Annotated in this window: 25 protein-coding genes; 12 read left to right on the top strand and 13 right to left on the bottom strand. The window is 71.9% G+C overall.

The window, feature by feature from the left end; translation table 11 throughout:
• Positions 1 to 7: 7 nt before the first annotated feature.
• Complete coding sequence (locus tag ABIC30_RS14830; protein ID WP_354455584.1) at positions 8 to 823, bottom strand: AraC family transcriptional regulator; 816 nt, start codon at positions 821 to 823, stop codon at positions 8 to 10.
• 62 nt (positions 824 to 885) lie between these two features.
• On the opposite strand from ABIC30_RS14830, the gene ABIC30_RS14825 reads away from it, so the two are divergent.
• Both ABIC30_RS14825 and ABIC30_RS14820 read left to right on the top strand, forming a co-directional pair.
• Entirely contained in the window at positions 886 to 2,151 is a 1,266-nt protein-coding gene (locus tag ABIC30_RS14825; protein ID WP_354455582.1) for an MFS transporter, read from the top strand.
• Entirely contained in the window at positions 2,148 to 2,651 is a 504-nt protein-coding gene (locus ABIC30_RS14820; RefSeq protein ID WP_020092635.1) for a GNAT family N-acetyltransferase, read from the top strand. The genes ABIC30_RS14825 and ABIC30_RS14820 overlap by 4 nt, the downstream gene beginning before the upstream one ends.
• A 268-nt stretch (positions 2,652 to 2,919) precedes the next feature.
• Here ABIC30_RS14820 and ABIC30_RS14815 read toward each other — a convergent pair whose 3' ends face one another.
• Complete coding sequence (locus ABIC30_RS14815; RefSeq protein WP_020092636.1) at positions 2,920 to 4,080, bottom strand: multidrug effflux MFS transporter; 1,161 nt, start codon at positions 4,078 to 4,080, stop codon at positions 2,920 to 2,922.
• 164 nt (positions 4,081 to 4,244) lie between these two features.
• On the bottom strand, positions 4,245 to 5,216 hold the full coding sequence (locus ABIC30_RS14810; protein ID WP_020092637.1) for a c-type cytochrome: 972 nt from the start codon (positions 5,214 to 5,216) through the stop codon (positions 4,245 to 4,247).
• A gap of 323 nt (positions 5,217 to 5,539) precedes the next feature.
• On the opposite strand from ABIC30_RS14810, the gene ABIC30_RS14805 reads away from it, so the two are divergent.
• Positions 5,540 to 6,283 carry a 3-deoxy-manno-octulosonate cytidylyltransferase gene (locus ABIC30_RS14805; RefSeq protein ID WP_020092638.1) on the top strand — a complete coding sequence of 248 codons (744 nt, stop codon included), beginning with the start codon at positions 5,540 to 5,542 and terminating at the stop codon, positions 6,281 to 6,283.
• A gap of 24 nt (positions 6,284 to 6,307) precedes the next feature.
• Positions 6,308 to 7,165, top strand: a complete 858-nt coding sequence (locus ABIC30_RS14800; protein WP_020092639.1) for a prephenate dehydratase — start codon at positions 6,308 to 6,310, stop codon at positions 7,163 to 7,165.
• Positions 7,166 to 7,168: 3 nt separating this feature from the next.
• On the opposite strand, the gene ABIC30_RS14795 is transcribed toward ABIC30_RS14800, so the two are convergent.
• Positions 7,169 to 7,894 carry a tyrosine-protein phosphatase gene (locus ABIC30_RS14795; RefSeq protein ID WP_020092640.1) on the bottom strand — a complete coding sequence of 242 codons (726 nt, stop codon included), beginning with the start codon at positions 7,892 to 7,894 and terminating at the stop codon, positions 7,169 to 7,171.
• Between the two features lie 205 nt (positions 7,895 to 8,099).
• Here ABIC30_RS14795 and ABIC30_RS14790 point away from each other — a divergent pair, with 205 nt between their 5' ends.
• Both ABIC30_RS14790 and ppa read left to right on the top strand, forming a co-directional pair.
• Positions 8,100 to 8,606, top strand: a complete 507-nt coding sequence (locus ABIC30_RS14790) for a GNAT family N-acetyltransferase (RefSeq protein ID WP_020092641.1) — start codon at positions 8,100 to 8,102, stop codon at positions 8,604 to 8,606.
• A 111-nt stretch (positions 8,607 to 8,717) separates the two neighbouring features.
• On the top strand, positions 8,718 to 9,251 hold the full coding sequence (ppa, locus tag ABIC30_RS14785; RefSeq protein ID WP_020092642.1) for an inorganic diphosphatase: 534 nt from the start codon (positions 8,718 to 8,720) through the stop codon (positions 9,249 to 9,251).
• Positions 9,252 to 9,291: 40 nt separating this feature from the next.
• Here the strand turns inward: ppa and ABIC30_RS14780 are convergent, their stop codons facing one another.
• Positions 9,292 to 9,825 (bottom strand): gamma carbonic anhydrase family protein, encoded by a 534-nt coding sequence (locus ABIC30_RS14780; protein WP_020092643.1) that lies wholly within the window; start codon positions 9,823 to 9,825, stop codon positions 9,292 to 9,294.
• 158 nt (positions 9,826 to 9,983) lie between these two features.
• Between ABIC30_RS14780 and ABIC30_RS14775 the strand changes: the two genes are divergently transcribed.
• Together ABIC30_RS14775 and ABIC30_RS14770 are read left to right on the top strand one after the other, a co-directional pair.
• Positions 9,984 to 10,262 (top strand): hypothetical protein, encoded by a 279-nt coding sequence (locus tag ABIC30_RS14775; RefSeq protein ID WP_020092644.1) that lies wholly within the window; start codon positions 9,984 to 9,986, stop codon positions 10,260 to 10,262.
• 108 nt (positions 10,263 to 10,370) lie between these two features.
• Positions 10,371 to 10,586: a hypothetical protein gene (locus ABIC30_RS14770; RefSeq protein ID WP_020092645.1), complete on the top strand. Its 216-nt coding sequence runs from the start codon at positions 10,371 to 10,373 to the stop codon at positions 10,584 to 10,586.
• A gap of 29 nt (positions 10,587 to 10,615) precedes the next feature.
• Here the strand turns inward: ABIC30_RS14770 and ABIC30_RS14765 are convergent, their stop codons facing one another.
• Together ABIC30_RS14765 and ABIC30_RS14760 are read right to left on the bottom strand one after the other, a co-directional pair.
• Complete coding sequence (locus ABIC30_RS14765) at positions 10,616 to 10,780, bottom strand: hypothetical protein (protein WP_020092646.1); 165 nt, start codon at positions 10,778 to 10,780, stop codon at positions 10,616 to 10,618.
• A 94-nt stretch (positions 10,781 to 10,874) separates the two neighbouring features.
• Entirely contained in the window at positions 10,875 to 11,390 is a 516-nt protein-coding gene (locus tag ABIC30_RS14760; RefSeq protein WP_026604848.1) for an META domain-containing protein, read from the bottom strand.
• 222 nt (positions 11,391 to 11,612) lie between these two features.
• On the opposite strand from ABIC30_RS14760, the gene ABIC30_RS14755 reads away from it, so the two are divergent.
• From ABIC30_RS14755 to ABIC30_RS14740, 4 genes are all read left to right on the top strand, one after another.
• Positions 11,613 to 11,936 carry a helix-turn-helix domain-containing protein gene (locus ABIC30_RS14755; protein WP_020092648.1) on the top strand — a complete coding sequence of 108 codons (324 nt, stop codon included), beginning with the start codon at positions 11,613 to 11,615 and terminating at the stop codon, positions 11,934 to 11,936.
• Positions 11,937 to 12,128: 192 nt separating this feature from the next.
• On the top strand, positions 12,129 to 12,866 hold the full coding sequence (locus tag ABIC30_RS14750; protein ID WP_020092649.1) for a PIG-L deacetylase family protein: 738 nt from the start codon (positions 12,129 to 12,131) through the stop codon (positions 12,864 to 12,866).
• Positions 12,863 to 13,456, top strand: a complete 594-nt coding sequence (locus tag ABIC30_RS14745; RefSeq protein ID WP_020092650.1) for a class I SAM-dependent methyltransferase — start codon at positions 12,863 to 12,865, stop codon at positions 13,454 to 13,456. Before ABIC30_RS14750 ends, ABIC30_RS14745 begins: the two co-directional genes overlap by 4 nt.
• Complete coding sequence (locus ABIC30_RS14740; protein WP_020092651.1) at positions 13,453 to 14,304, top strand: glycosyltransferase family 2 protein; 852 nt, start codon at positions 13,453 to 13,455, stop codon at positions 14,302 to 14,304. The genes ABIC30_RS14745 and ABIC30_RS14740 overlap by 4 nt, the downstream gene beginning before the upstream one ends.
• A 187-nt stretch (positions 14,305 to 14,491) precedes the next feature.
• Here the strand turns inward: ABIC30_RS14740 and ABIC30_RS14735 are convergent, their stop codons facing one another.
• From ABIC30_RS14735 to ABIC30_RS14710, 6 genes are all read right to left on the bottom strand, one after another.
• Complete coding sequence (locus ABIC30_RS14735; RefSeq protein ID WP_012320599.1) at positions 14,492 to 15,463, bottom strand: HpcH/HpaI aldolase/citrate lyase family protein; 972 nt, start codon at positions 15,461 to 15,463, stop codon at positions 14,492 to 14,494.
• Between the two features lie 187 nt (positions 15,464 to 15,650).
• Positions 15,651 to 18,401 carry a phosphoenolpyruvate carboxylase gene (locus tag ABIC30_RS14730; RefSeq protein ID WP_020092652.1) on the bottom strand — a complete coding sequence of 917 codons (2,751 nt, stop codon included), beginning with the start codon at positions 18,399 to 18,401 and terminating at the stop codon, positions 15,651 to 15,653.
• Between the two features lie 167 nt (positions 18,402 to 18,568).
• Complete coding sequence (sucD, locus tag ABIC30_RS14725) at positions 18,569 to 19,459, bottom strand: succinate--CoA ligase subunit alpha (RefSeq protein WP_010687110.1); 891 nt, start codon at positions 19,457 to 19,459, stop codon at positions 18,569 to 18,571.
• Between the two features lie 16 nt (positions 19,460 to 19,475).
• Positions 19,476 to 20,654: a malate--CoA ligase subunit beta gene (locus ABIC30_RS14720; protein WP_020092653.1), complete on the bottom strand. Its 1,179-nt coding sequence runs from the start codon at positions 20,652 to 20,654 to the stop codon at positions 19,476 to 19,478.
• A gap of 400 nt (positions 20,655 to 21,054) precedes the next feature.
• Positions 21,055 to 21,696, bottom strand: coding sequence for a methenyltetrahydrofolate cyclohydrolase (fchA, locus tag ABIC30_RS14715; protein WP_020092654.1), 642 nt, complete (start codon positions 21,694 to 21,696; stop codon positions 21,055 to 21,057).
• A 10-nt stretch (positions 21,697 to 21,706) separates the two neighbouring features.
• Positions 21,707 to 22,570: an NADP-dependent methylenetetrahydromethanopterin/methylenetetrahydrofolate dehydrogenase gene (locus tag ABIC30_RS14710; RefSeq protein ID WP_042673897.1), complete on the bottom strand. Its 864-nt coding sequence runs from the start codon at positions 22,568 to 22,570 to the stop codon at positions 21,707 to 21,709.
• Positions 22,571 to 22,613 lie beyond the last annotated feature (43 nt).

The following is a 22,613-nucleotide window of genomic DNA, read 5'->3' as shown; positions in this document are numbered from 1 at the left end:
GCGGCGCTCAGGGCGTCCCGCCGCGGAGCGGACGCGCGGCGCCGAGCACCCGCGCCACGGTGGTTCGCAGCGCCTGCGCGCTCCGGTAGCCAACCGCCGCCGCGACCGCCCGGGGCGGCCGCCCCTCGGCCGCCAGCGCCAGCGCCCGGATCACGCGGGCTCTCGCCCGCCAGTCGCCGAAGCTGAGACCGGTCTCCGCGCGGAACCCGCGCGTGAGCGTGCGCCGGCTCGCCCCGGCACGGTCGGCCCAGGCGTCGAGATCGGCCTCCGAGGCCGGATTCTCGATCAGCGCGAGGCAGACGCGGCGCAGGCGCGGGTCCCGGGGGAGCGGCAGCGCGAGCGGCGTCGCGGGGGCCCGGCCGATCTCGTCGAGCACCAGGGCGGCGAGGTGGCCGCCGCGACCCGCCTCTGCGTAGAGCACCGGCTCCTCCGCCAGCGCGGTGAGCGCGGCGGCGAGGAGCCGCGACACCGCGATCACCCGGCAGCTCGCCGCGAAGGACCGGACCGCGGCGGGATCGAGATAGGCCGAGCACATCGCGACCGCGCCGTGTGTCGCGACCGCGTGTGGCAGAAGCGGCGGGATCCAGAGGGCGTGCCCCTCGGGAACCACCCAGGTGCCGTCCTCCGCGAACGCCATCATCAGCCCGGACGTGGCGTAGAGCAGCTGCGCGCGGGGATGGAAGTGCCGGGCGAGGTGCATCCCGGCCGCGTAGGTCTTGGGCATCACCGCGACCGGGCGCGGCACGTCCTGATAGTCGGCCGCCTCGGTCGACCGCCCCGCGGCGCCGCGCGCCTCCGTCGAGATTGGCCCGTTCGCGTACATATCCGGCCCAACACCGCCATCGGGTCAGGCTATCAGGGTGCCGTCCCGGAGGATACGCCGCGATGGATTCGGACACGCTGTCCCGCCGCACCCTGCGCTTCGTCAACGTCGCGCACGCCCTCGACCATTTCGTGCTGCTAATCTACCCGACCGCGGTCATCGCCATCGCGGCCCAGACCGGGCTCGGCTACGGCGAGCTGATCGGGCTCGCCACCGGCGCCTTCGTGGCCTTCGGTCTGTGCTCGCTGCCGATGGGCTCGCTGGCCGACCGGTTCGGGCGGCGCAACATGCTGGCGGTGTTCTTCTTCGGCTACGGCCTGTCCTGCCTGGGCGTGGCGAGCGCCTCGACGCCGCTGGGCTTCGCCCTCTGGCTCTGCGTCCTCGGGCTCGCCTCGGCGATCTACCACCCGGTCGGCTCGGCCATGCTGGTGACCCATGCGCGCCGGCTCGGGCACGATCTCGGCATCAACGGCGTCTGGGGCAATCTCGGCGCGGCCTCGGCCTCCGGCCTGACCGCGCTGCTCGCCGCCGCGGTCAGCTGGCGCGCGGCCTTCATCGTTCCCGGCCTCGTCTGCCTCGCCTGCGGGGCCGCCTTCGTGGCCCTGGTCCCGGGCGACGGCGACGCCGCGGGCCGGAAGGCCGGCGGCGCGGCCGTGATCCCGGTGACCCGGCCGTGGGCGCTCATGGCGATGTTCGCCCTGTCGATCTTCGCGGGCGGCCTGACCTTCAACCTGACGACGATCAGCCTGCCCAAGGTGATCGACGAGGGCGTCGGGCAGGCGCTGCCGCTGGCGCTGACCGGCTCGATCGCCACCGGCGTCTTCCTGTTCGGCGCCCTGATGCAGCTCGCCATGGGCCGGCTGATCGACCGCTACAGCCTGCCGTCCCTGTTCGTGGCGCTCTCGGTGCTGCAGCCGCTCGGGCTCGGGATCGCGGCCGTCTCCACCGGCCTGCCGCTGCTCGCCGGGCTCGTCCTCGCCATGACGGCGATCTACGGGCAGGTGGTGATCAACGACGCGATGATCGCCCGCTACGTGCCGCCCGCCTACCGGGCCCGCGCCTACAGCGTGCGCTACTTCGTCGGCTTCACGGCGAGCGGCTTCGTGGTGCCGGCGATCGCCCTCCTGCACGACCGCGGCGGCTTCGCGCTGGTCCTCGGCGCCGCCTCCGCCTGCGGCGCGGTGATCTGGCTCGCGGCCCTGGGCTTCCTGAGGCTGACGCAGGGCGGCGCGCGGCCCGCCCTGGCCGCCCGCCGAGTAGCGCGACGGTTTGCGGGTCCGGCCCGGCGCTGCTACGCGGCGCCCGTCCGACCCGCGAGTACCCCGTGACCGATCTGTCCCTCGTCATCCGGCCGGAGCGGCCGGAGGATGCCCCCGCCATCGAGCGCCTCCACGCCCGGGCCTTCGGTCCCGGCCGCTTCGCCCGCACCGCCTACCGCCTCCGCGAGGGCGCGGCCGAGCGGATCGACCTCGGCATCACCGCCTCGGTCGGCAGCTTCCTCGTCGGCTCGGTCCGGATGGGTCCGGTGCGGACCGGGGCGACGCCCTTCGTGATGCTCGGCCCCCTGGCGGTCGATCCGAGCTTCGAGGGCCGCGGCATCGGCGGCACCCTGACCCGCGCGGCGATCGAGGGGGCGCGGCGGGCGGGCGAGGGTCTGGTGATCCTCGTCGGCGACGCGCCCTACTACGCCCGCTTCGGGTTCACACCGGTTCCGCCCGGGCGCCTGACCCTGCCGGGGCCGGTCGACCCGGCGCGCCTGCTGTGGCTGGAACTGGCCGAGGAGTTCCGTGCGGGCGTGACGGGCCCGATCGAGGCGGTCAGGACCTGAAACGGGGCCCGGCGGGCGTGCCTCAGCTCTCTGACGGTGATTTCGATCCGCACCGGGCTGGTCTTCTGCATGCGCGTGAATGGCTCAGCTCAATCCACACGCAGCCGCCGTCATTGCGAGCGAAGCGAAGCAATCCAGTAGCGCCACACTTACGGAGGGCGCGCTGGACCTGGGTCGCTTCGCTGCGCTCGCGATGACGGAGGGGGCCGACGGCTCCGCCGAGCAGCGAGCGCCGCCGGGGCCGGCGCTCGACCGTTCGAAACCCCGTTCAGGCCCGCCGGAGCGCCAGCGCGGCGATCAGCCCGGCCGCGAGCAGCGCCAGCGCCACCGGCGTCGCCGAGGTCGCCGGCCAAGCGGAGGCGGCGGCCGTGAACAGCGCCCCGAACGTCATCTGGGTGAAGCCGTAGAGGCTGGAGGCCGACCCGGCGGCGTGCGGGTCGACGTTCATCAGCCCCGCCACCGCGTTGGGGCTGAGCAGACCGACGCCCACCGCGTAGGCGAAGAGCGGCACGATCAGGCTGACCACGCCGAGCATGCCGGTGCGGTCCACGACCAGCAGCGACAGCGCCGCCCCGATACAGAGGAGATTGCCGCTCCGCGCCGCCTTGCGGATCGGCACCCGGGCGGCGAGCCGGCTCGCCAGGACGGCGCCGCCGACCATGCCGAACACGACGATCAGGCAGTCGAAGCCCACCTCCTGCGAGGAGCGCCCGAGCCGGTCCACGAGGAGGAACGGCGCCACCGCCAGGAACGCGTACAGGCTGGTGCCGCCGCAGGCCCCCGCCACCAGGTAGGCCCGGAACACCGGGACCCGCACCAGCCGCAGGTAGCCGGACAGGACGGCGACGAAGCCCGGCAGCGCCACCTTGTGGCGGTTGGTCTCGGGCAGGGTGAAGACCACGAGCGCGCCCAGCACGGCGACGAGGCCGGCCAGCACCACGAACACCGCGCGCCAGCCGAAGGCCTCGTTCACCACGCCGCCGATCGCCGGGGCCAGCGCGGGCGTGAGCGTCATCGCGGTGGTGAGGATCGCGAGCTTCCGGGCGGCGTCCTCGCGGGTCGAGACGTCGCGGACCATCGCCCGGCCGATCACCAGCGAGCCGCAGGCGCCGAGGGATTGCAGGACGCGGGCGACGAGCAGGACCCCGATATTCGGCGCGGGGATCGCGAGCAGCAGGCCGGCGAGGTAGAGGCCGAGTCCCCCGATCAGGATCGGGCGCCGCCCGTACCGGTCCGAGAGCGGCCCGTAGAGGAGCTGACCGCCCGCGAGCCCGATCAGGTAGACGGTGATCGTCAGCTGCGCGCCGGCGGCGTTGGTGCCGAGGTCGACGGCCGCCGCCGCCAGCGCCGGCACGAAAATGTGAAGCGCCACCGTCCCGGTCATGGTCACGGCGACGAGGAGCGGCAGGGGGGCCCGGCGCTCCGGCACGGCGGGACGTCGATCAGTCAAGGGGCCCTACGCGGTTCTCGATCCGGCCGGATGCCGGGGCGCAGCCGCCTTAGAGCAAGGGTCACGCCCGGAGCCATGCCGGCGGAACGCGCCAGGCACGCGAGGGGCGGGACCGTGCCCGGCCCCGCACCCGGCCGTGCCGCCTACTCCTTCGGCAGCGGCTGCGGGGTCGGCAGCGGCGCGTTCAGATCCTTGGTCGGGCCGCCGACCTCCAGATCCTTCGCCCGCTCGACGGCCTCGGGATTGGCCTTCGCGGCCGGCTCCTTGGCGGCCGGCGCCGTCGGCGCGGTCGGCTCGGCGGGGATCAGGCTCGAGGGCTGACCCTGCTGGTCGCTGTCATGGGCGCTGGCCGGGGGAGCCGGCGCGTTGCGGTCGCTCGACTCGCCGGTCGTCCGCGGGCTGCCGGGCGACTTCGCCTCGACCGGCTTGGCGGTGCCGGTATCGGCGGGCTTGGCCGGGCTGTCCTTACCCTCGGACGCCTTGTTGGCGGCGGGCTTGTCGGCGGACGGCTTGTCGGCGGCGGGCTTGTCCTCGGGCTTGGCCGCGGCGGGCGCGGCCGCCGGCGCGGCGTCGGTCTTCTCGACGGCCGGCAGCGGCTTCGGCGATTCGGCTAGCGTCCGCAGGTAGGCGATGACGTTGGCCCGCTCCTGCGGCGCAGCGATGCCCGCGTAGGCCATCTTGGTGCCCTTCACGTAGGCCTTCGGGTTCGTCAGGAACTCGTCGAGGTCGGCGTAGGTCCAGGTGCCGCCCTTCTCCTTCATGGCCGCCGAGTAGTCGAAGCCCGCATGCGCGCCCTTCGGCCGCTCGACGATGCCGTACAGGTCGGGGCCGACCTTGTTCGGGCCGCCCTTCTCGAAGCTGTGGCAGGCGTGACAGGCCTTGGTGCCGGCCTCGCCCTTCTCGGCATTGGCGCTCGCGAGGCGGACGGCGATCGGCTCGACCTTGGCCTCGGGCGCCGCGGAGGCGGCCTCGGGCTGCGGCTCGGGCAAGTCGTAGCCGGCATTGCCCGCCGGCTTCGGGTGGTAGATCAATTCGGCGACGAAACCCGATCCGGCCGCGAACAGAAGGGCGCCGAGGACCGCACCCAGGACCTTGTTCACCTCGAACGAGTTCATGCTCTTCTCGCAACTCGGCCGTGCCGAACGCGCGCCTGACACGGGCGAGCGGGCTCGGACACCGGACATTGGAAGATTTCGAGGTTGCCTTAGCGGTTCCGGGCGGCTCCTGACAATGCCGCAGGGGCGTTCCGCGTCGCTCCGGCGCAGGATTGTTCCACTGAATTGTCCAGCTTGTCACCGGGTGGCACCTTTTCTCCACCGCGGCCCGGCCCGTTTCCGCAGGCCCGTTCCCGGGGGACGACAACCAGGGGCCGGCCTGTTAAGCAGCCGGCCGCCTCCCGTCGCGGCCGCTCGATCCGCGCATCCGGATCCGAATCTCGATGTCCGATCCCCTGGTCCTGATCCCGGCGCGCCTCGCCGCGACCCGCCTGCCGAACAAGCCGCTGGCCGACATCGCCGGCGAGGCCATGATCGTCCATGTCTGGCGCCGGGCCGTCGAGGCCGGGATCGGCCCGGTGGTGGTCGCCACCGACACGGCGGAGATCGCCCGCACGGTCGAGGCCGCGGGCGGCCTCGCGGTGATGACCCGGGCCGACCACCCGTCGGGCTCCGATCGCCTCGCCGAGGCCCTGGAGATCGTCGATCCGGAGGGCCGCCACGACGTGGTCGTCAACGTGCAGGGTGACCTGCCGACCATCGACCCGGCGATCATCGGCGCCTCCGTCGCGCCGCTCGCCGACCGCACCGTCGACATCGTCACCCTCTGCGCGCCGATCACCGATCCGCACGAGGCCGACAACCCCAACGTGGTCAAGCTCGTCGGCCACGCGGTCGGTCCCGGGCGCCTGCGCGCCCTCTACTTCACCCGCGCCCGCGCGCCCTGGGGCGACGGGCCCCTCTGGCACCATATCGGCCTGTACGCCTACCGGCGCACGGCGCTCAGCCGGTTCGTGGCCCTGCCGCCCGGCGAGCTGGAGGTGCGGGAGAAGCTGGAGCAGCTGCGGGCCCTCGAGGCCGGCATGCGCATCGATGCCGCCATCGTCGACGACCTGCCGCTGGGCGTCGACACCCCCGCCGACCTGGAACGGGCCCGCGCCCTGCTGCAGGGTCGGCGCCTGAACTGACCCGACGAACGAATCCGCGCCGCCATGACCGACCGCACCATCGCCTACCAGGGTGAGCCCGGGGCCAACTCGCACATCATCTGCGCGGAGGCCTACCCGGACTGGACGCCGCTGCCCTGCCCGACCTTCGAGGACGCCTTCGCGGCGGTGACGGAGGGGCGCGCGCAGCGGGCGATGATCCCGATCGAGAACTCGATCGCGGGCCGCGTCGCCGACATCCACCACCTGATCCCGATCTCGCCGCTGCACATCGTGGCCGAGCACTTCCTGCCGATCCACTTCCAGCTGATGGTCCTGCCGGGCACGAAGCTCGAGGCGCTGAGGAGCGTCCACAGCCACGTCCACGCGCTGGGCCAGTGCCGCCGCATAATCCGCCGGCTGGGCCTGAAGGCCGTGGTCGCCGGCGACACCGCCGGGGCGGCCCGCGAGATCGCCGAGATCGGCGACCCGAGCCGGGCGGCCCTGGCGCCCGCTCTCGCCGCCGAGGTCTACGGCCTGGACATCCTCGAGCGCGACGTCGAGGACGAGGCGCACAACACCACCCGGTTCGTGGTGTTCTCCCCCGAGCCCGAGCCGGTCGCCCAGGGCGCCGAGCCCTGCGTGACGAGCTTCGTGTTCCGCGTCCGCAACATCCCGGCCGCCCTCTACAAGGCGCTCGGCGGCTTCGCGACCAACGGCGTCAACATGTCGAAGCTCGAGAGCTACATGGTCGACGGCGAGTTCACCGCCACGCAGTTCTACGCCGAGGTCGACGGCCATCCGGAGGATACGGGCCTCCGCCGCGCGCTGGACGAGCTCGGCTTCTTCTCGCGCGAGCTGCGGGTGATCGGGACCTACCCGGCCCACCCGTTCCGCGAGGCGGCGCGGCCGCCCGCGGAGTGATCCTCACTCCCGCCGCAGGATGCGGTCGGCGGCCAGATCCGACCAGAAGCCCGGCCGGAAATCCCGCTTGAGCGCCTCGGGATCGTAGACGGTCTCGACCCAGGTCAGGAAGTCGAGGCCCTGCGCCTCGCCCTCGACGCGGTAGCGGGCGAAGAACGCGTCGAGGATCCCGGTCTTGGCGAAGCGGAGATGGCCGTAGCGGGCGGAGAGCTGCCGGGCGGCCTCGGCCACCGGGCGGCCCTCGTGCAGGATCAGGTACAGGGCCGAGGCGAGGCCGGCCCGGTCGGCGCCGGACTTGCAGTGCATCACGGCCGGGTACTCGATGCCGGCGAAGAACGCCTTGGCGCCGAGGATGGTGGCGCGGTCCGGCGCCTCCCGCGAGCGGAGCACGAACTCGACGAGCTTGAGGCCGTGGCGCTCGCAGGCCTCGCGCTGCAGCGGCCAGGACCCGTGCTCGCGCCCGCCGCGCAGGGAGATGATCGTCCGCACGCCCTCGGCCCGGAAGCGGGCGAGTTGGTGGGGACCGGGCTGGGCCGAGCGCCAGACGGCGCCGGTGCCGACCCGGTGCCGGTTGAGGTAGGCGAGGCGGAACACGCCGTGGTCCATCAGCAGCATGCTGGCCCAGGCCATCAGCCGGTCGCCGGGGCCGGCGATCGGCCGCTCGAAGCGGGCGATCCGGGCCATGCGGCGCGCGTAGCGCGTCTCGGGCTTGAGGAAGCGGTTGAACAAGGCCAGGCTGCCGAGGGAACGAGCCCGGGCTCTACCAGCCACCCGGCGGCCCGGCAATTCGCGGGCCCGGCCCCCGACCGGCACGCGGTCGACCACACCGACGCGATCCGGCGCCGTTCTTGCCTTCACTCCGCCCGGATCGGCATCGAACCTGCGCGGACCGCGCGAGTTATCCGCCGGTCGGACGATGGGAGGCCCGAGGCCCATGAGCACGCGCACCACGAGCATCCGCCGGGCCCGCGAGGCCGACCTCGGCGGCTTGTCCAAGGTGTTCGACGCGTCGTGGCGCGAGGCCTATCGCGGCATCATCCCGGGCGTCGCCCTGGAGCGGCTGATCTCGACCCGGGACCGGGCGTGGTGGCGGGGCGCCCTGCGCCGCGGCCGGCCGATCGCGGTGGTCGAGACGGGCGAACTCGTCGTCGGCTACGCGGCCTACGGGCGAACGCGCAGCCGGTCCCTCGGCACCGAGGCGGAGATTGACGAACTCTACCTGCTGCCGGAGTACCAGGGCGTCGGCCTGGGCCGCCGCCTGTTCCGGGCGGTGCGCAACGACCTCGCGGATCACGGCTTCGCGCGGCTCGGCGTGTGGAGCCTGGAGGACAACGCCCGCGCGAGCGCCTTCTACGAGGGGCTCGGCGGCGTCGCCGGCCCGCGGGTGCTGGACCGCGTGGCGGGCCTCCCGCTCCCGAAGGTCGGGTTTCTCTTCGGCTAACGTTTTCCAGCGCTCGTTGCCGGGCCGTACCATCGACTGATTTGCTTTGCCAGGCGGCGCCTCTAAGAGATCCGGGAAGCGGACGAGACCGCATTCCGGAAGCGACAGGCCATGAAGATCGACGCCATCCCGCTCGGCAAGAAGCCGCCGCACGACGTCAACGTGATCGTCGAGGTGCCGCTCGGCGGCGAGCCGATCAAGTACGAGATGGACAAGGAATCCGGTGCGCTGGTCGTCGACCGGTTCCTGTACACGCCGATGTTCTACCCGGGCAATTACGGCTTCATCCCCCACACCCTGTCGGGCGACGGCGATCCCTGCGACGTGCTGGTGGCCAACACCCGCGCCGTGCTGCCGGGCGCGATCATCAGCGCGCGTCCCGTGGGCGTGATGGTGATGCAGGACGAGGGCGGCGAGGACGAGAAGATCATCGCGGTGCCCTCGCGCCACCTGACCAAGCGCTACGACCGGGTCGAGAACTACACCGACCTGCCCGACATCACGATCCAGCAGATCCAGCACTTCTTCGAGCACTACAAGGATCTGGAACCCGGCAAGTGGGTCAAGTTCGTCCGCTGGGGCGACAAGGAGGAGGCCCACCGGCTGATCGAGGAAGCGATCGAGCGCGGCAAGGCCAAGAAGTAAGGGTGTTGCGGCCGCTCCTGCGGGGAGCGGCCCGTACCCGTCAGCCGTCGATGCGGCGCAGCCCGGCCCGGTAGCGCCGGGCATTCTCCACGTAGCGCAGGGCGGCCTGCCGCAGACCCTCGATCGCGGCCTCGTCGAGGGTGCGCACGGCCTTGGCCGGCGCCCCGACGATCAGGCTGTGATCCGGGAACTCCTTGCCCTCGGTGACCAGCGCGTTGGCGCCGACGAGGCAGCCGCGGCCGATCCGGGCCCCGTTCAGAACCGTCGCCCCCATGCCGACGAGGCTGCCGTCCCCGATGGTGCAGCCGTGCACGATCGCGCCGTGCCCGATCGTGACGTCGGTCCCGATCACGAGGGGGAAGCCGGGATCGACGTGCATGATCACGCCTTCCTGGACGTTGGTGCGGTCGCCGATGCGGATCGGCTCGTTGTCGCCGCGCAGGGCCGCGCCGAACCAGATGCCGACATCGAGGCCGAGATGCACCCGGCCGATCACCTGCGCGTCGGGCGCGATCCAGACCCGGGCCGGGTCGGCGAGGTCGGGGACGTGCTCGTCGAGGGCATAGAGCGGCATGGCGGCCTTTCACGGAAGAGCGGTGGTATCGGCCGCGCGGCGCGGCCGGGATCGCGACAGATGACGCGCGGCACGTGTCGCGGGAATGGTACGGCGCGTCCAGGCTGCCAATGCTAGGCTGGCTCCGCAAGCGGTCGTGACCCGGATCGGAGACAGAGATGGCACGCCTCCCGGCCCTGATCGGTCTGACGCTTCTCCTGCTGACGCAGGGGGCCGGGGCCGCGGACCTGCGGGGGCCGGCGGCGCTGGGCCGGTTCCGGGCGACGTGCGAGGATCTCGGGACCTTCTGCTTCGCCGACGCCTGCGGCGGCGATCAGATCGCGGCGGCCGAGGGCTGCCGGGCGCGCTGTCCGAGCGCGTCGATCGTCGAGGTCGTCCCGGCCGCCTGCCCGCTGCCGGACGGTCGGTCCGTGCCGATCCTCCGGCGCCGCGGCTGAGAATCGGCCGCGATCGAGGGCCGGGAGAAATATCGGACGTCCGCGGCAACGAAACGCGGAACGCGGCATTGACCGTTTCGAACACGCTAACAACGGAGACGCGGACAGATGCTCGCGAACGCGCGCGATGCCCGCCGGCGCACGAAGCTGACCAGCGATCTCCGTCCGCCCGAAGCGGGAGCGAACGCCGATCCCGTCCTGTACGGCGTGGCCGCGGGTCTGGCGGCCCTGTTCCCGCCCGTGATGCTGCGCTCGGAGGCCTCGCCCGAGACGCACCGCGCCTCCGAGACCTCGCGGGCGCCGGACGCGACCGGCACCCGCTGAGGCTAGGACCGGTCGGCGCAGGCTCCCCCTCAGGCCGCGAGCCGGACGAGGAGGAGGAGGGTCGCCAGGAGCGGCGACGCCGCGGCGAGCCAGAGGGCGCCCGGATGGAAGCCCTCGGGTCCCGAGAAGCGCGCGGTCCTCGTCACCGCGGGACGCAGGGGATCCCCGCGTCCGATCCCGATCCCGACTGGCATCCGCGCACTCCTCGATACCGGAGGAGTGAGCGCCGACGTCCCTCAAGAGCGTCTGAATCGGCGGCCGTCGTCGTTCGGCGTGGTGAACCGGCCCTTAAAGGGCCCGGTCGAACTTCAGCTCGCCGTTCGGGCTCTTCAGAACGAGCTGCGAGCCGACCATGTCCCACACCGCCGAGGTGCGCAGGGCGATGAAGAACGCCTGCTCGGCGGCCGCGAGGCCCTTGTCGCAGCTCTTCTTGGTGAGCGCGAGCGGGCCGACGGCGATGTGCTGCTCCTTGAGCGGGAAGGCGGTCGCCGCGAAGGTGTTGCAGCCGCCGTAGCCGCGGGCGCGGTACTGCTTGTCGATGATGAAGCTCGGCCGGTCGCCGCCCGTGAACGGCTTGCCGTTCAGGCTCACGGCGGTCCAGGTCGAGTCCAGCGGGAACATCTTCTCGCTGGCCTTGGTCCCCGGCACGTACTGGGGCTTCTTCTCCTCCTCGCCGCCCGGCCGGCGGTTGCCCCGGCCGAAGCCCGTGGGCGAGCCGCCCATCTGCGCCTGCGCCTGCGTCGCCGCGGTCAGGTCCATGGCCAGCACGGCACAGGCCAAGCTCGCGATCAGCACCCCTCTCATCGTCCAGTCCCCATGTCGCGCGCGCCGCGCGCAGGTCATCCCGGTCCGGAAGCGCCGCGCGGGCCGCGCGGTCCGGCCCCTCGCGTGGGCCGCTCCGAATCCTTGCGCCTTGCCGGATGCGACAGGATTTCAGCACAATTATGGTCGCGCTCGGCCGAAGACCGCCCGGAAACGATCCGGGACCGCGATCGTTGTTGATCAGTGCGAAGCAGGAGGATCACCTTGGCAGGATCGGACGAGGGCGCGCAGAGCGGGACCCGGGCGCTCGCCATGACCCCGGCGCAGTCGCGGGCGGCTCGCGGGCTGCTCGGCTGGTCGGAGGCCGATCTCGCCGGCAAGGTCGGCCTGGACGAGCGATTCGTGCGGGATTTCGAGGGCGGCTATAGCGACGCGCCTAGTGGCCAAGTCGAGGCCCTGCGCAGCGCCCTCAGCGCCGCCGGTGCGGTCTTCCGCGACGCGCCGACGCCGGGCGTCCACCTCGCGGCGGGCCGGGGCGTCGACGAGGGCACCCGCGCCGACGCGCTCACCACCGAGAACGATCGCTGACACCCGCCGGCCGGCCCGAACGCGCCGCTCATGGCGCGTTCATGCGCTGCGCCTGACAACCCGGGACGCCACAACCCGCGCACCGTCCGTGGAGCGTCCCGTGATCGATCCCGTCAGCAGCCCGTCGCGGTGCGACCGGCGCTTTCCCTTGGCCTTCGTCTTGTCGGCCTCCGACCGGATCGGAGGCCGCTGATGCGCGCCGACGCCTTCCTCGCCGCCGCCGACGCGCTGCCCGTGGCGAGCCTCGACGCCCTCCTGGGGAGCCGGGGGCTCGTGGTGGTCGCGCCCCATCCCGACGACGAGAGCCTCGGATGCGGCGGGCTGATCGCCGCCGCCCGGGCGTCGGGACGGCCCGTGCATCTCGTCGTGGTCAGCGACGGCTGCGGGTCGCACACGCATTCCCGTCTCTACCCGCCCGAGAAACTGCGCGCCCTGCGCGAGGCGGAGACCCGGCGGGCCGTGGCGGTCCTCGGCCTCGGGCCCGAGGCCGTCACCTTCCTGCGCCTCCCGGACGCGCACGTCCCGAGCGACGGCCCCGGGGCCGAGGCCGCCGCGTCCGCGGTCGCCCGCGCGGCCGCGGCGATCGGGGCCGGCGCGGTCTTCGTCACGTGGCGCCACGATCCCCACTGCGACCACAAGGCGGCCGCGGCGATCGTCGCCCTCGCGCGGCCGCAGATGCCGGGGGTCCGCGTCTACGAGTACCCCGTCTGGGGCTGGACCCTGCCGCCCGAGACCGAGGTCGGGCCGAGCCCCGCCGGCCTGCGCCTCGACGTCTCCGCCTATCGCGAGACCAAGGCGCGCGCCGTCGCCGCCCACGAATCGCAGACCACCGACCTGATCGCGGACGATCCCCAGGGCTTCCGGCTCGAGCCTGCCATGATCGACCGGCTCTGCGGCCCCTACGAGCGCTTCGTCGCGGTCCCCGCATGAGCCGCCGGACGAAGACCCTGCCGGAAGACTACTTCCTCGGCATGTACGCCAGCGACCCGGATCCCTGGCGCTTCACCTCGTCGTCCTACGAGCGCGACAAGTACGCGGCGACGCTGGCGGCCCTGCCGCAGGCGCGCTACCGGGCCGCGTTCGAGCCGGCCTGCTCCATCGGCGTCTTCACCCACGCCCTGTCCGAGCGCTGCGAGCGTCTGCTCGCCACGGATCTGGTTCCGGCCGCCCTGGAGGACGCCCGGGCGCGCTGCGCGGATCGCCCCCACGTCGAGATCCGGCAGGGCACGATGCCGGCGGACTGGCCCGAGGAGCGGTTCGACCTGATCGTCCTCTCCGAGTTCCTGTACTTCCTGGCCCCGGAGGATTTCGCCGCGCTCGTGCGCCGGGCCGGCGCGACGATCGCGCCCGGCGGCGACATCGTGCTGGTGCACTGGCTGGGCGAGACCGACTACCCGCTCTCGGGTGACGGCGCCGCCGAGGGCTTCATCCGGCTGTCGGCACCCTTCGCACAGGTCCTGAGTCAGGCGCGGACGGACAAGTACCGCATCGACGTCCTGCGCGCCGGAACCGCCCCGTGAGCGTCGCGGTCATCACCCTCAACAAGGGCCGGCGCGCGCACCTGACCCGTCTGCTCGAAGGCCTCGGCCGCGGCGACCCGCCCGACCGCTGCGTCGTCGTCGAGATCGGCGACGACGCGGCGCCCTACCCGGCCCTGCCTTTCCCGGTGGAGCGCGTGCCGTTCCCGCGTGCCGGCCTGCCGCTCGCCGCGGCGCGCAATGCCGGGCGCCGGGCCGCCGGTGCCGACACGCTGATCTTCCTCGACGTGGACTGCATCCCCTCGGCGGGGCTCGTCGCGGGCCTGTCGCGGGCGGTGGCCGAGCGGGACGGCCTGATCTGCTGCGAGATCGGCTACCTGCCGGCCGGCGCGGTCGCGGACGGGTGGCGCGAGACGGATCTGGCGCGTCTCGGCGCGCCGCACCCGGTGCGGGCCTTCCCGCCCGCCGGCACGGTGGCGCCGGCGCCGCAGCCCGGCCTGTTCTGGTCCCTCGCCTTCGCGGTGCGGGCCGCGACCTATGACCGCCTCGGCGGCTTCGACGAGACCTTCTCAGGCTACGGCGCGGAGGACACCGACCTCGCCTTCCGGGCCGAGCGGGCCGGCGTGCCGATCCTGTTCCTCGGCGGCCCCCGGGCCTACCACCAGCATCATCCGGGCTACGACCCGCCGCTGCAGCATTTCCGCGACATCGTCGCCAACGCGGCGCGCTTCCACGACCGGCACGGGATCTGGCCGATGGACGGCTGGCTCGACGGGTTCGCCCGGCTCGGGCTGATCGCGGCGGACCGCTCCACCGGGATCGTGGTTCACCGGGACCCGACGCCGGACGAGATGGAAGCGGCGCGGCTACCGGACGATCAGCCGTTCTGACGGGACTTCGGGCCACGCGGCGCCGCCGTCCTCGCGAGCGCAGCGAGGCAACCCGGCAGCGACACGCATGTCGCCGTAGCCGCGACCCTGGATTGCTTCGCTGCGCTCGCTAGGACGAGACGTTCCTCGCCGTGCGGAGGGCGGATCCCGGCCAGGGGGCTGGGATCCGCCCGCGTCGGAGCCGTCTTCAGCCCTTCATGGCGTTCGCCTTCTCGATCAGCGCCTCGGCCATGCGGATCGAGGCGATGTCGATGAGGCGGCCGTCCAGGGACACGGCGCCGCGGCCGGCCTTGGCGGCCTCTTCCATGGCCTCGAGGATGCGCCGAGCCTTGGTGACCTCGGCCTCGGAGGGGGTGAACACCTCGTTGGCGAGCTCGATCTGGCTCGGGTGGATCGCCCACTTGCCCTCGAAGCCGAGGGCCGCGCAGCGGCGGGCCGCCGAGCGGTAGCCGTCCGGATCCGAGAAGTCGCCGAACGGTCCGTCGATCGGGCGCAGTCCGTAGGCGCGGCAGGCGACCAGCATGCGGTTCTGGGCGAACAGCCACGGGTCCTGCCAGTGGGTCTGGCGGCTGCCGGACTCGTCCTTGTCGGTCAGCACCGAGAAGTCGGGGTTCACGCCGCCGATGACGGTGGATCGGGCGCGGGTCGAGGCGGCGTAGTCGGCGACGCCGAAGGACATCGCCTCCAGCCGCTTCGACGACTGGGCGATCGCCTCGACGTTGGCCATGCCGAGGGCCGTCTCGATCAGCACCTCGAAGCCGATCTGCTTCTCGCGCTTCTTGGCCTGCTCGATCTGGGTGACCAGCACGTCGATGGCGTAGACGTCGGCCGGCACGCCGACCTTGGGGATCAGCACCATGTCGAGCCGCGGGCAGGCTTCGACGATGTCGACCACGTCGCGGTACATGTAGTGGGTGTCGAGACCGTTGATGCGGATCATCATGGTCTTGTTGCCCCAATCCAGGTCGTTCAGCGCCTGGATGATGTTGGTGCGGGCCTTCTCCTTGTCGTCCGGGGCGACCGCGTCCTCGAGATCGAGGAAGATCACGTCCGCCGCCGAGGAGGCCGACTTCTCCATGAAGGTCGGGTTGGAGCCGGGCACGGCGAGTTCGGAGCGGTGCAGGCGCGGCTTGGCCTGCTGGATCAGGGTGAAGCTCATCTTGGGTTCTCTCTCCTGGTGACGGTTCTGGTGCCGTTGCGGGATGCGGTCCCGTTCATCGGCGGCAAATGGCGCGCGCGTGGGTCGCTGACAGGGCGCGGCTGCACGAATGGACCGGGTCCCCGGTACGGGATCGAGGCACGGGTCCCGTCTCCCGCGCGGGAGAGGGAGCCCGCTGGACCCTCCCCTATCCGGTCGCCCCGAAGCCGACCGCGATGCAGTTGATGGACAGGAGCAGGGCCGACTTCACCGCCTCGCGCCGGTCCTCGTCGGTCTCCGCGCGGTAGCGGGCGAGCAGCTCGACCTGCTCGCGGCTGACCTGGTTGATCGTCGGGAGCCGGCCCTTCAGGCGGTCCCGAAACAGGGGGAAGCGCTCGGCCAGCTCCGTGCCGCCGCTCACCCGCAGCACCATCTCGCGGGTGAGCGCGTACTCGGCCTCGATCATCGAGAAGATCCGGTCCCGGACGCCCGCGTCCTGGACGAGGCCCGCGTAGGCGCGGGCGATGTCGAGATCGACCATCATCAGCGTCTTCTCGACCTCGTCGAGGACGAGGCGGAGGATGCGGGACTCGTTGAACAGCCGCTTGAGGGTCGCCTCGCCGTCGCGGCCGCGCACGTCGATGAAGCTCGCCAGCCCCGAGCCGACGCCGTACCAGCCGGTGATCACGTGCCGGTTCTGCGACCACGCGAACACCCAGGGGATCGCGCGGAGGTCCGAGAGCGAGCGCGCGCCGAAGCGGCGGGCCGGACGCGAGCCGATGTTGAGAAGGGAGATCTCGTCGAGCGGGCTCGCCGCCTGGAAGTAGTCGACGAGGCCGTCGGTCTGGAGCAGCTGGACGTAGGCCGCCCGCGAGGCACCGGCGAGCGCCTCGAGGGCGTCGTCGTGGCCGGGGCCCACCCGCTCGCCGTCGCCGGCGAGCGCGTGCTCGAACACCGAGGCCGCCAGCAGCTCCATCTGGTAGGCGGCCGTGCCGCGGTTGGCGTACTTGAACGAGACGACCTCGCCCTGCTCGGTGGTCCGGAACCGACCGCGGATGGAGCCCGGCGGCTGGGCCATGATGCCCTTCTGGGTCGGCACGCCGCCGCGGCTCACCGAGCCGCCGCGCCCGTGGAAGAAGGCGATCCCGACGCCGAGCTCCTCGCCGAGCCGGGTCAGCTTGCTCTGCGCCTTGTAGAGCTCCCAGTTGGCGGCGACGAAGCCGCCGTCCTTGTTGGAGTCGGAGTAGCCGATCATCACCTCCTGCACGCCGCCCTGCCAGCGGGTGGAGCGGCGGACCACCGGCACGTTGAGCAGCGCCCGCATGATCGCCGGGGCGGCGCGCAGGTCGTCGATGGTCTCGAACAGGGGCACGATCGGCAGCGGGCAGATCTCCGTCCCGGCGGCGTCGAGGAACACCCCCGCTTCCTTGGCCAGCAGGTACGCGCCGAGCACGTCCTCCACCGAGCGGGTCATCGACAGCACGAAGGCGCCGAACGCCTCGCGGTCGAGGGCCTCGCGCATCTCGGCGACGAGGGCGAAGGTGGCCAGCGTCTCGCGGGCGGCGTCGGGCAAGTCCTCGAAGGACCGCTCGGGATCGCGCGGCCGGGCGAGCTCCGTGTCGAGCCACTGGCGCCACGCGGCCGAGCCGAGGGCCGGCGGCTCGCCGTCGCCGTTGCGCTGGCGCCAGAGGGCGTGGAGCGTGTCGGTGGTCCGGGTCGTGTTCTCGCGCAGGTCGAGGCGGACCGTCGAGAAGCGGAAGATCTCGACCATGCGCCGGACCGGACGCACGAGATCCCGCGCCAGTGCCCCGCACTTGGCCTCGGTCAGGCCGCGCTCCAGGGTGCGCAGGTCCTCGATGAGCCCGTCCGCGCTCGCGTAGTCGGGGCCGGACGGGTGCTCGCCCTCGTTGCGGGCGATCGTCGCCTCGATCTTGCGCAGGACGCAGGACAGGTACTGCCTATAGGGCTCGCCCGGGTTGCGCCGGGTGATGGCGCGGGCCTGGCCGCTCTCGGCGAGATTCCGGTCGAGCTCCGCGCGGAAGCTCTCGGGCAGCGGCAGCGAGCGCTCGGTGAGCGAGAGGGTCCGCCCCAGCTCGCGGACGCCGTCGCGGTAGCGCGTGAGCGAGGCGAGCGCGTTGCGGTGCAGGGTCTGCCGGGTGACCGCCGCCGTCACGTAGGGGTTGCCGTCCCGGTCGCCGCCGATCCAGGAGCCGAACTGGAAGAACGGCGGCACCCTGAACTCGGTGCCCGGATAGGTCTCGGCCAGCGCCTCGTGCAGGGTCTCCAGGGTCTCGGGCAGCATCTCGAACAGGGTCTCGTCGAAGAAGTGCAGCCCCCAGGCCACCTCCCGCTCGACGGTCGCCTTCTCCAGGTGCAGCTCGCCCGTCATCCAGACCAGCTCGATCTGGTCGCGCAGCTCGTTCATGAGCCCGTTGCGCTCACGGTCGGTCCAGCGCGGCATCTCCAGCTCGCGCAGGACGAGGTAGATCCGGCGGAACTTCTCCAGCACCGTCACCCGCTTGCCCTCGGTCGGGTGGGCGGTGAGCGTCGGGCGGATGCGCAGGTCGCTGAGCAGCGCCTGGATTTTTTCAGGGGGCACCCCCTGTTTGCGCGCGTCGGAAAAAACCTTGGCGAAGGAGCCGCCGAGCGCGGCCCGCCCCTCCGTGCGCTCCACGTGCCGGCGTCGGCGCATCGCGGCGTTCTGCTCGGCGATGGAGATCAGCTGGAACCAGATGCCCTGCACCTGCAGCGCGCGCGCCAGCATCTGCGGCGAGAAGCGCGAGATGTCGGCCGTCCCGTGCAGGACCGCCTCGAGGTCGGGGTCGTGCCGGCGGGCGACGTCGAGCAGCGCCTGGAACAGGATGTCCAGCGCCTGTTCCGACGACGTGCCGACGATCACCGGCGGCGCGAAGGCCGTGGCATCGACGAGACCGGGGGTTGCGTGAAGGGTGCGGGTCATGGAGCCACCTCGTGGCGCACGGTCTTTCTCGAGGATGTTCAGCGCGATGCGCCGTCACCTCCGGGAGGGAGGCGCGCATCGGCCGGTGCCCAGCGCGACGCGCGCCCTCTCCCGCTCGGGAGAGAGGACCCGCGCCGCGTTCCGGGACGTAAGGCGGGCCGGCCGCGCTACGCGGCCCGGGCCAGCACGTCGGCCACCGTCTGCCCGAAGGAGCCCGGATCCGGCGCCACCGTCAGCCCGTAGGAGCGCATGATCTCGGCCTTCTCGGCGGCGCTGTCGCCGGCCGCCGAGATGATCGCGCCGGCATGGCCCATGCGGCGCCCCTTCGGGGCGGTCAGCCCGGCCACGAAGCCGATTACCGGCTTCGACATGTTCTCGCGGATCCAGGCCGAGGCCTCGGCCTCCTGCGGGCCGCCGATCTCGCCGATCATCAGGACCGCGTCGGTGTCCGGGTCGGTCTCGAATAGGGCGAGGTGGTCGAGGAAGGACGAGCCGTTGATCGGGTCGCCGCCGATGCCCACCGAGGTCGAGATCCCGAGCCCGAGTTCCTTGAGTTGCGAGGCGGCCTCGTAGCCCAGCGTCCCGGAGCGGGAGATCACCCCGACATTGCCCGGAAGGTAGATGTGGCCGGGCATGATGCCGAGCATCGCCTTGCCGGGCGAGATGATGCCGGCGCAGTTCGGGCCGACCACCATGGTCCGCTTCTCTTTGGGGTAGCGGTACAGGTAGCGCTTCACCCGCATCATGTCCTGGGCCGGGATGCCGTCGGTGATCGAGCAGACCAGCCGCAGGCCGGCATCGGCCGCCTCCATGATGGCGTCCGCCGCGAAGGGGGGCGCCACGAAGGTGATCGACGTGGTGGCGCCGGTCGCCGCCACCGCCTCCTTGACGGTGTTGAACACCGGCAGGCCGAGATGGGTGCGCCCGCCCTTGCCCGGGGTGACGCCGCCGACGACGTTCGTGCCGTAATCCAGCATCTCCTTGGCGTGGAAGGTGCCCTTGTCGCCCGTGATGCCCTGGACGATGATCGGGGTGGTCTCGTCGATGAGGATGCTCATGGCGCGGTCTCCCCTCTCAGTGCTGCGTCTTGGCGGCGGAGCAGGCGTCGACCGCCTTCTTGGCCGCCTCAGCCAGCGTGTCGGCGGTGATGAGATCGAGGCCGCTCTCGGCCAGGATCTTCTTGCCGGCCTCGACGTTCGTGCCGGCGAGCCGGACCACCAGCGGCACGTCGATCTTCACCTCGCGGGCGGCCTGGACGACGCCCTCGGCGACCCAGTCGCAGCGGTTGATGCCGGCGAAGATGTTGACGAGGATCGCCTTCACGTTGCGGTCCGACAGGACCAGCCGGAAGGCCGTGGCCACCCGCTCAGGGGACGCGCCGCCGCCGACATCGAGGAAGTTCGCCGGCTCGCCGCCTGCGTGCTTGATCATGTCCATGGTGGCCATGGCGAGGCCCGCGCCGTTGACGATGCAGCCGATCTCGCCCTCGAGGCCGATGTAGCTGAGGTTGTGCTCGGCGGCCTGCGCCTCGCGGGGATCGCCCTGGGACGGGTCGTGCATGTCGGCGATGCCCGGCCGGCGGAACATCGCGTTGTCGTCGAAGCTCATCTTGGCGTCGAGCGCCAGCACCCGGTCGTCCTTGGTGACGACGAGCGGGTTGATCTCCAGCATGGTGCCGTCGCAGTCGCGGAACGCCCGGTAGGCGTTCATGATCGTCTTCACCGCGGCCGAGACCTGCTTGATGTTGAGCCCGAGCTGGAAGGCAATCTCCCGCGCCTGGAACTGCTGCAGGCCGACCGCCGGCTCGACCACCACCTGGATGAGCGAGTCGGGCTCCTTGGCGGCGATCTCCTCGATGTCCATGCCGCCGCGCTGGCTGGCGATGACCCGCACGCGCTCGGCCTTCCGGTCCAGCACGTAGCCGAGGTAGAGCTCGCGCTCGAACGGGTCGGCGGTCTCGACGTAGACCCGCTGCACCGGCTTGCCCTCGGGGCCGGTCTGGTGCGTGACGAGGCGCTTGCCGAGGAGATCCTTCGCGGCGTCGCGGACCTCGTTGTAGGTCCGGCACAGCTTGATCCCGCCGGCCTTGCCGCGGGCGCCGGCGTGGATCTGCGCCTTCACGGCCCAGAACGAGCCGCCGAGCTCGGTGGCCGCGTAGACCGCCTGGTCCGGGCTGAAGGCGATCGCGCCTTTCGGGACGGCCACGCCGAAGCTCGCGAGCAGCTCCTTGGCCTGATACTCGTGGACGTCCATTCGGCGCCTCCTCCGCGGTTCGTTGCCGCCGTTGACGCTCTCTACTTTAGTTGAGTCGAAAGATTACGCCCGTCAAATTTTTTAAGCTCCTGATTGACCGCGACTTTTTCGCGGTCGCAACACAGATCGTATTTCATATTGCGATGCAGCATACAGGAAAACAGCGAGGCCGGGAGCACGATGCACCCGGCCTCGACTGTTGAATCGCTACAAAGTACGCCGGAACGCTTCGTTCAGGACGCGCTGTCCGTCATCGCGAGCGCAGCGACGTGACCCAGGGCAGCGCGACCTCTGAGATCGTGGCGCCAACTGGATTGCTTCGCTGCGCTCGCAGAGACGGCGGCGTCGACGGGGCCGACCGAGCACGCTGTGACGCGCGGTGCTGACCCAAGTCGCCGGTTCAGTTCACCTTGTCCTTGACGACCGCGTAGACCTTCTCGGTGAGTGCGCCGGCCTCGCCGAGCAGATCCTCCAGCTCCTTCAGCCGCTCCTCGGCGAACGCGCGGTCCTCGAGACCCTTGGCGTTCACGTAGACGTTCAGCGCCGCGCTGCGCAGGCCGGCATAGGCGGAGAGCACCGCCACGCCGGCATCCGACACGACGTTGAGGTTGCCCTTGTCGGCGGTGATGGCCGCGAGGTCGATCACCGCGCGGCAGGCCCGGCAGCAGGCGAGCGGCACGTCGCAGGCGGTCTTGAGCGCCGCCTGGATCTTCTCGGCGCGGGCCGCCTTCTCGTCGTCGGTGTTCTTGGGCAGGCCGTAGGCGCCCATGACGGCGTCGAAGGCCTGGACGTCCTCGCCGATCATGCCGGTGAGCACGACCCGCAGGCCCTCGGACTTGGCCAGGACCTCCTTCAGCTCGGCCTCGACCTCGACGTACTTCTTCTTGCCGATGGTGAGGTTGCAGACCATCGACACAAGGGCCGCGCCCATGGCGCCGGAGATCGCCGCCGCGCCGCCGCCCCCGGGGGTGGGGGCAGCGCTCGCCAGCTCCGTCAGGAATTTCTCGATGCTGTCGGTCTCGGGGCGATGCGTCTCGGTCACCGGCGCCTCCTCAGGCCATCGTCTTGGCGAGGGCGTAGATCTCCTCGGCGTCGAGCACCTTGTCGGTGCTCTCGAAGAGCTGGCCGACGCAGGCCCGGTGCAGCTTGAGCTTCAGGCCGCCGATGCCCAGCGCCCCGAAGGCCTGCTTGCCGTTGCGCTCCTTGCCCTTGTCCATCACGTCGATGCCGCCGATGCCCGTCGGGGGCTGGGCGTTGTAGTCGGCGACGAACTCGATCGACGATTCCTGCGCCCAGGCGGCTTCCGGCAGCAGCTCGACGCCGATGGCGCCGGCCGTGAACACGAGGTTCGTGCCCTTCACCAGGGCGACGCGGGAGGCCTCGTCGGGGGTCGCGGCGGCCTTCACGTTGACCTTGAAGCGCGTGTTGATCTGGTCCGCGGCGGCCTGGGTCTTGTCGAGGGCGCGGCCCGCGATGGTGACCTCGGCGCCCTCGCCGGCGAGCAGAGCGGCCGAGCGCATGCCGACCGGGCCGGTGCCCGCCAGCACGACGGCCTTCTTGCCCTGGAGCGAGCCCGCGGCCTTGGCCACCAGCGCGACGCCCGCGGCGGCCGTGGTGTTGGAGCCGTTGGAATCGAGCATCACCGAGACCCGGAACGGGCCGAAGAAGCGCTTCTTGACGGCGGTGAACAGCGCCTCGCCCGCCGCCATGCTGCCGCCGCCGACGAAGATCGCCGTCGACTTCTTCTCGGAGCCGCCGCGGGTGTAGATCGTGCCGTCGACCAGGGCGCCGACATTGTCGGGATTCACGCCGCCGTAGCCGGTGATGTGGTCGGCGCCGCCGTCGTAGCCGACGACCGTGTCGAACACGTTCGGCACGGCATCGGTGTCGAACAGGAACAGCAGTTTTTTCGTCATTTTCTTGGGACCTTTCCGTCGCGCCCGTGGGGCGCCGGCGCTG

The sequence above is a fragment of the Methylobacterium sp. 1030 genome (genome assembly GCF_040544715.1).
GTDB lineage: Bacteria > Pseudomonadota > Alphaproteobacteria > Rhizobiales > Beijerinckiaceae > Methylobacterium.
Note: the sequence above shows the minus strand (reverse complement) of the source record. Positions and strands in the feature narration are given on the sequence as shown.

Excerpts from the sequence above, each read along its gene's own strand:
- sucD (WP_010687110.1), bottom strand. The coding sequence starts at position 19,459 with ATGAGCATCCTCATCGACGAGACCACCCCGATCATCGTCCAGGGCATC.
- ABIC30_RS14765 (WP_020092646.1), bottom strand. The coding sequence starts at position 10,780 with ATGCCAGTCGGGATCGGGATCGGACGCGGGGATCCCCTGCGTCCCGCG.
- ABIC30_RS14810 (WP_020092637.1), bottom strand. The coding sequence starts at position 5,216 with ATGAACTCGTTCGAGGTGAACAAGGTCCTGGGTGCGGTCCTCGGCGCC.
- ABIC30_RS14720 (WP_020092653.1), bottom strand. The coding sequence starts at position 20,654 with ATGGACGTCCACGAGTATCAGGCCAAGGAGCTGCTCGCGAGCTTCGGC.
- ABIC30_RS14775 (WP_020092644.1), top strand. The coding sequence starts at position 9,984 with ATGGCACGCCTCCCGGCCCTGATCGGTCTGACGCTTCTCCTGCTGACG.
- ABIC30_RS14830 (WP_354455584.1), bottom strand. The coding sequence starts at position 823 with ATGTACGCGAACGGGCCAATCTCGACGGAGGCGCGCGGCGCCGCGGGG.
- ABIC30_RS14735 (WP_012320599.1), bottom strand. The coding sequence starts at position 15,463 with ATGAGCTTCACCCTGATCCAGCAGGCCAAGCCGCGCCTGCACCGCTCC.
- ABIC30_RS14805 (WP_020092638.1), top strand. The coding sequence starts at position 5,540 with ATGTCCGATCCCCTGGTCCTGATCCCGGCGCGCCTCGCCGCGACCCGC.
- ABIC30_RS14745 (WP_020092650.1), top strand. The coding sequence starts at position 12,863 with ATGAGCCGCCGGACGAAGACCCTGCCGGAAGACTACTTCCTCGGCATG.
- ABIC30_RS14730 (WP_020092652.1), bottom strand. The coding sequence starts at position 18,401 with ATGACCCGCACCCTTCACGCAACCCCCGGTCTCGTCGATGCCACGGCC.
- ABIC30_RS14800 (WP_020092639.1), top strand. The coding sequence starts at position 6,308 with ATGACCGACCGCACCATCGCCTACCAGGGTGAGCCCGGGGCCAACTCG.
- ppa (WP_020092642.1), top strand. The coding sequence starts at position 8,718 with ATGAAGATCGACGCCATCCCGCTCGGCAAGAAGCCGCCGCACGACGTC.
- ABIC30_RS14790 (WP_020092641.1), top strand. The coding sequence starts at position 8,100 with ATGAGCACGCGCACCACGAGCATCCGCCGGGCCCGCGAGGCCGACCTC.
- ABIC30_RS14825 (WP_354455582.1), top strand. The coding sequence starts at position 886 with ATGGATTCGGACACGCTGTCCCGCCGCACCCTGCGCTTCGTCAACGTC.
- ABIC30_RS14770 (WP_020092645.1), top strand. The coding sequence starts at position 10,371 with ATGCTCGCGAACGCGCGCGATGCCCGCCGGCGCACGAAGCTGACCAGC.
- ABIC30_RS14750 (WP_020092649.1), top strand. The coding sequence starts at position 12,129 with ATGCGCGCCGACGCCTTCCTCGCCGCCGCCGACGCGCTGCCCGTGGCG.
- ABIC30_RS14710 (WP_042673897.1), bottom strand. The coding sequence starts at position 22,570 with ATGACGAAAAAACTGCTGTTCCTGTTCGACACCGATGCCGTGCCGAAC.
- ABIC30_RS14780 (WP_020092643.1), bottom strand. The coding sequence starts at position 9,825 with ATGCCGCTCTATGCCCTCGACGAGCACGTCCCCGACCTCGCCGACCCG.
- ABIC30_RS14760 (WP_026604848.1), bottom strand. The coding sequence starts at position 11,390 with ATGAGAGGGGTGCTGATCGCGAGCTTGGCCTGTGCCGTGCTGGCCATG.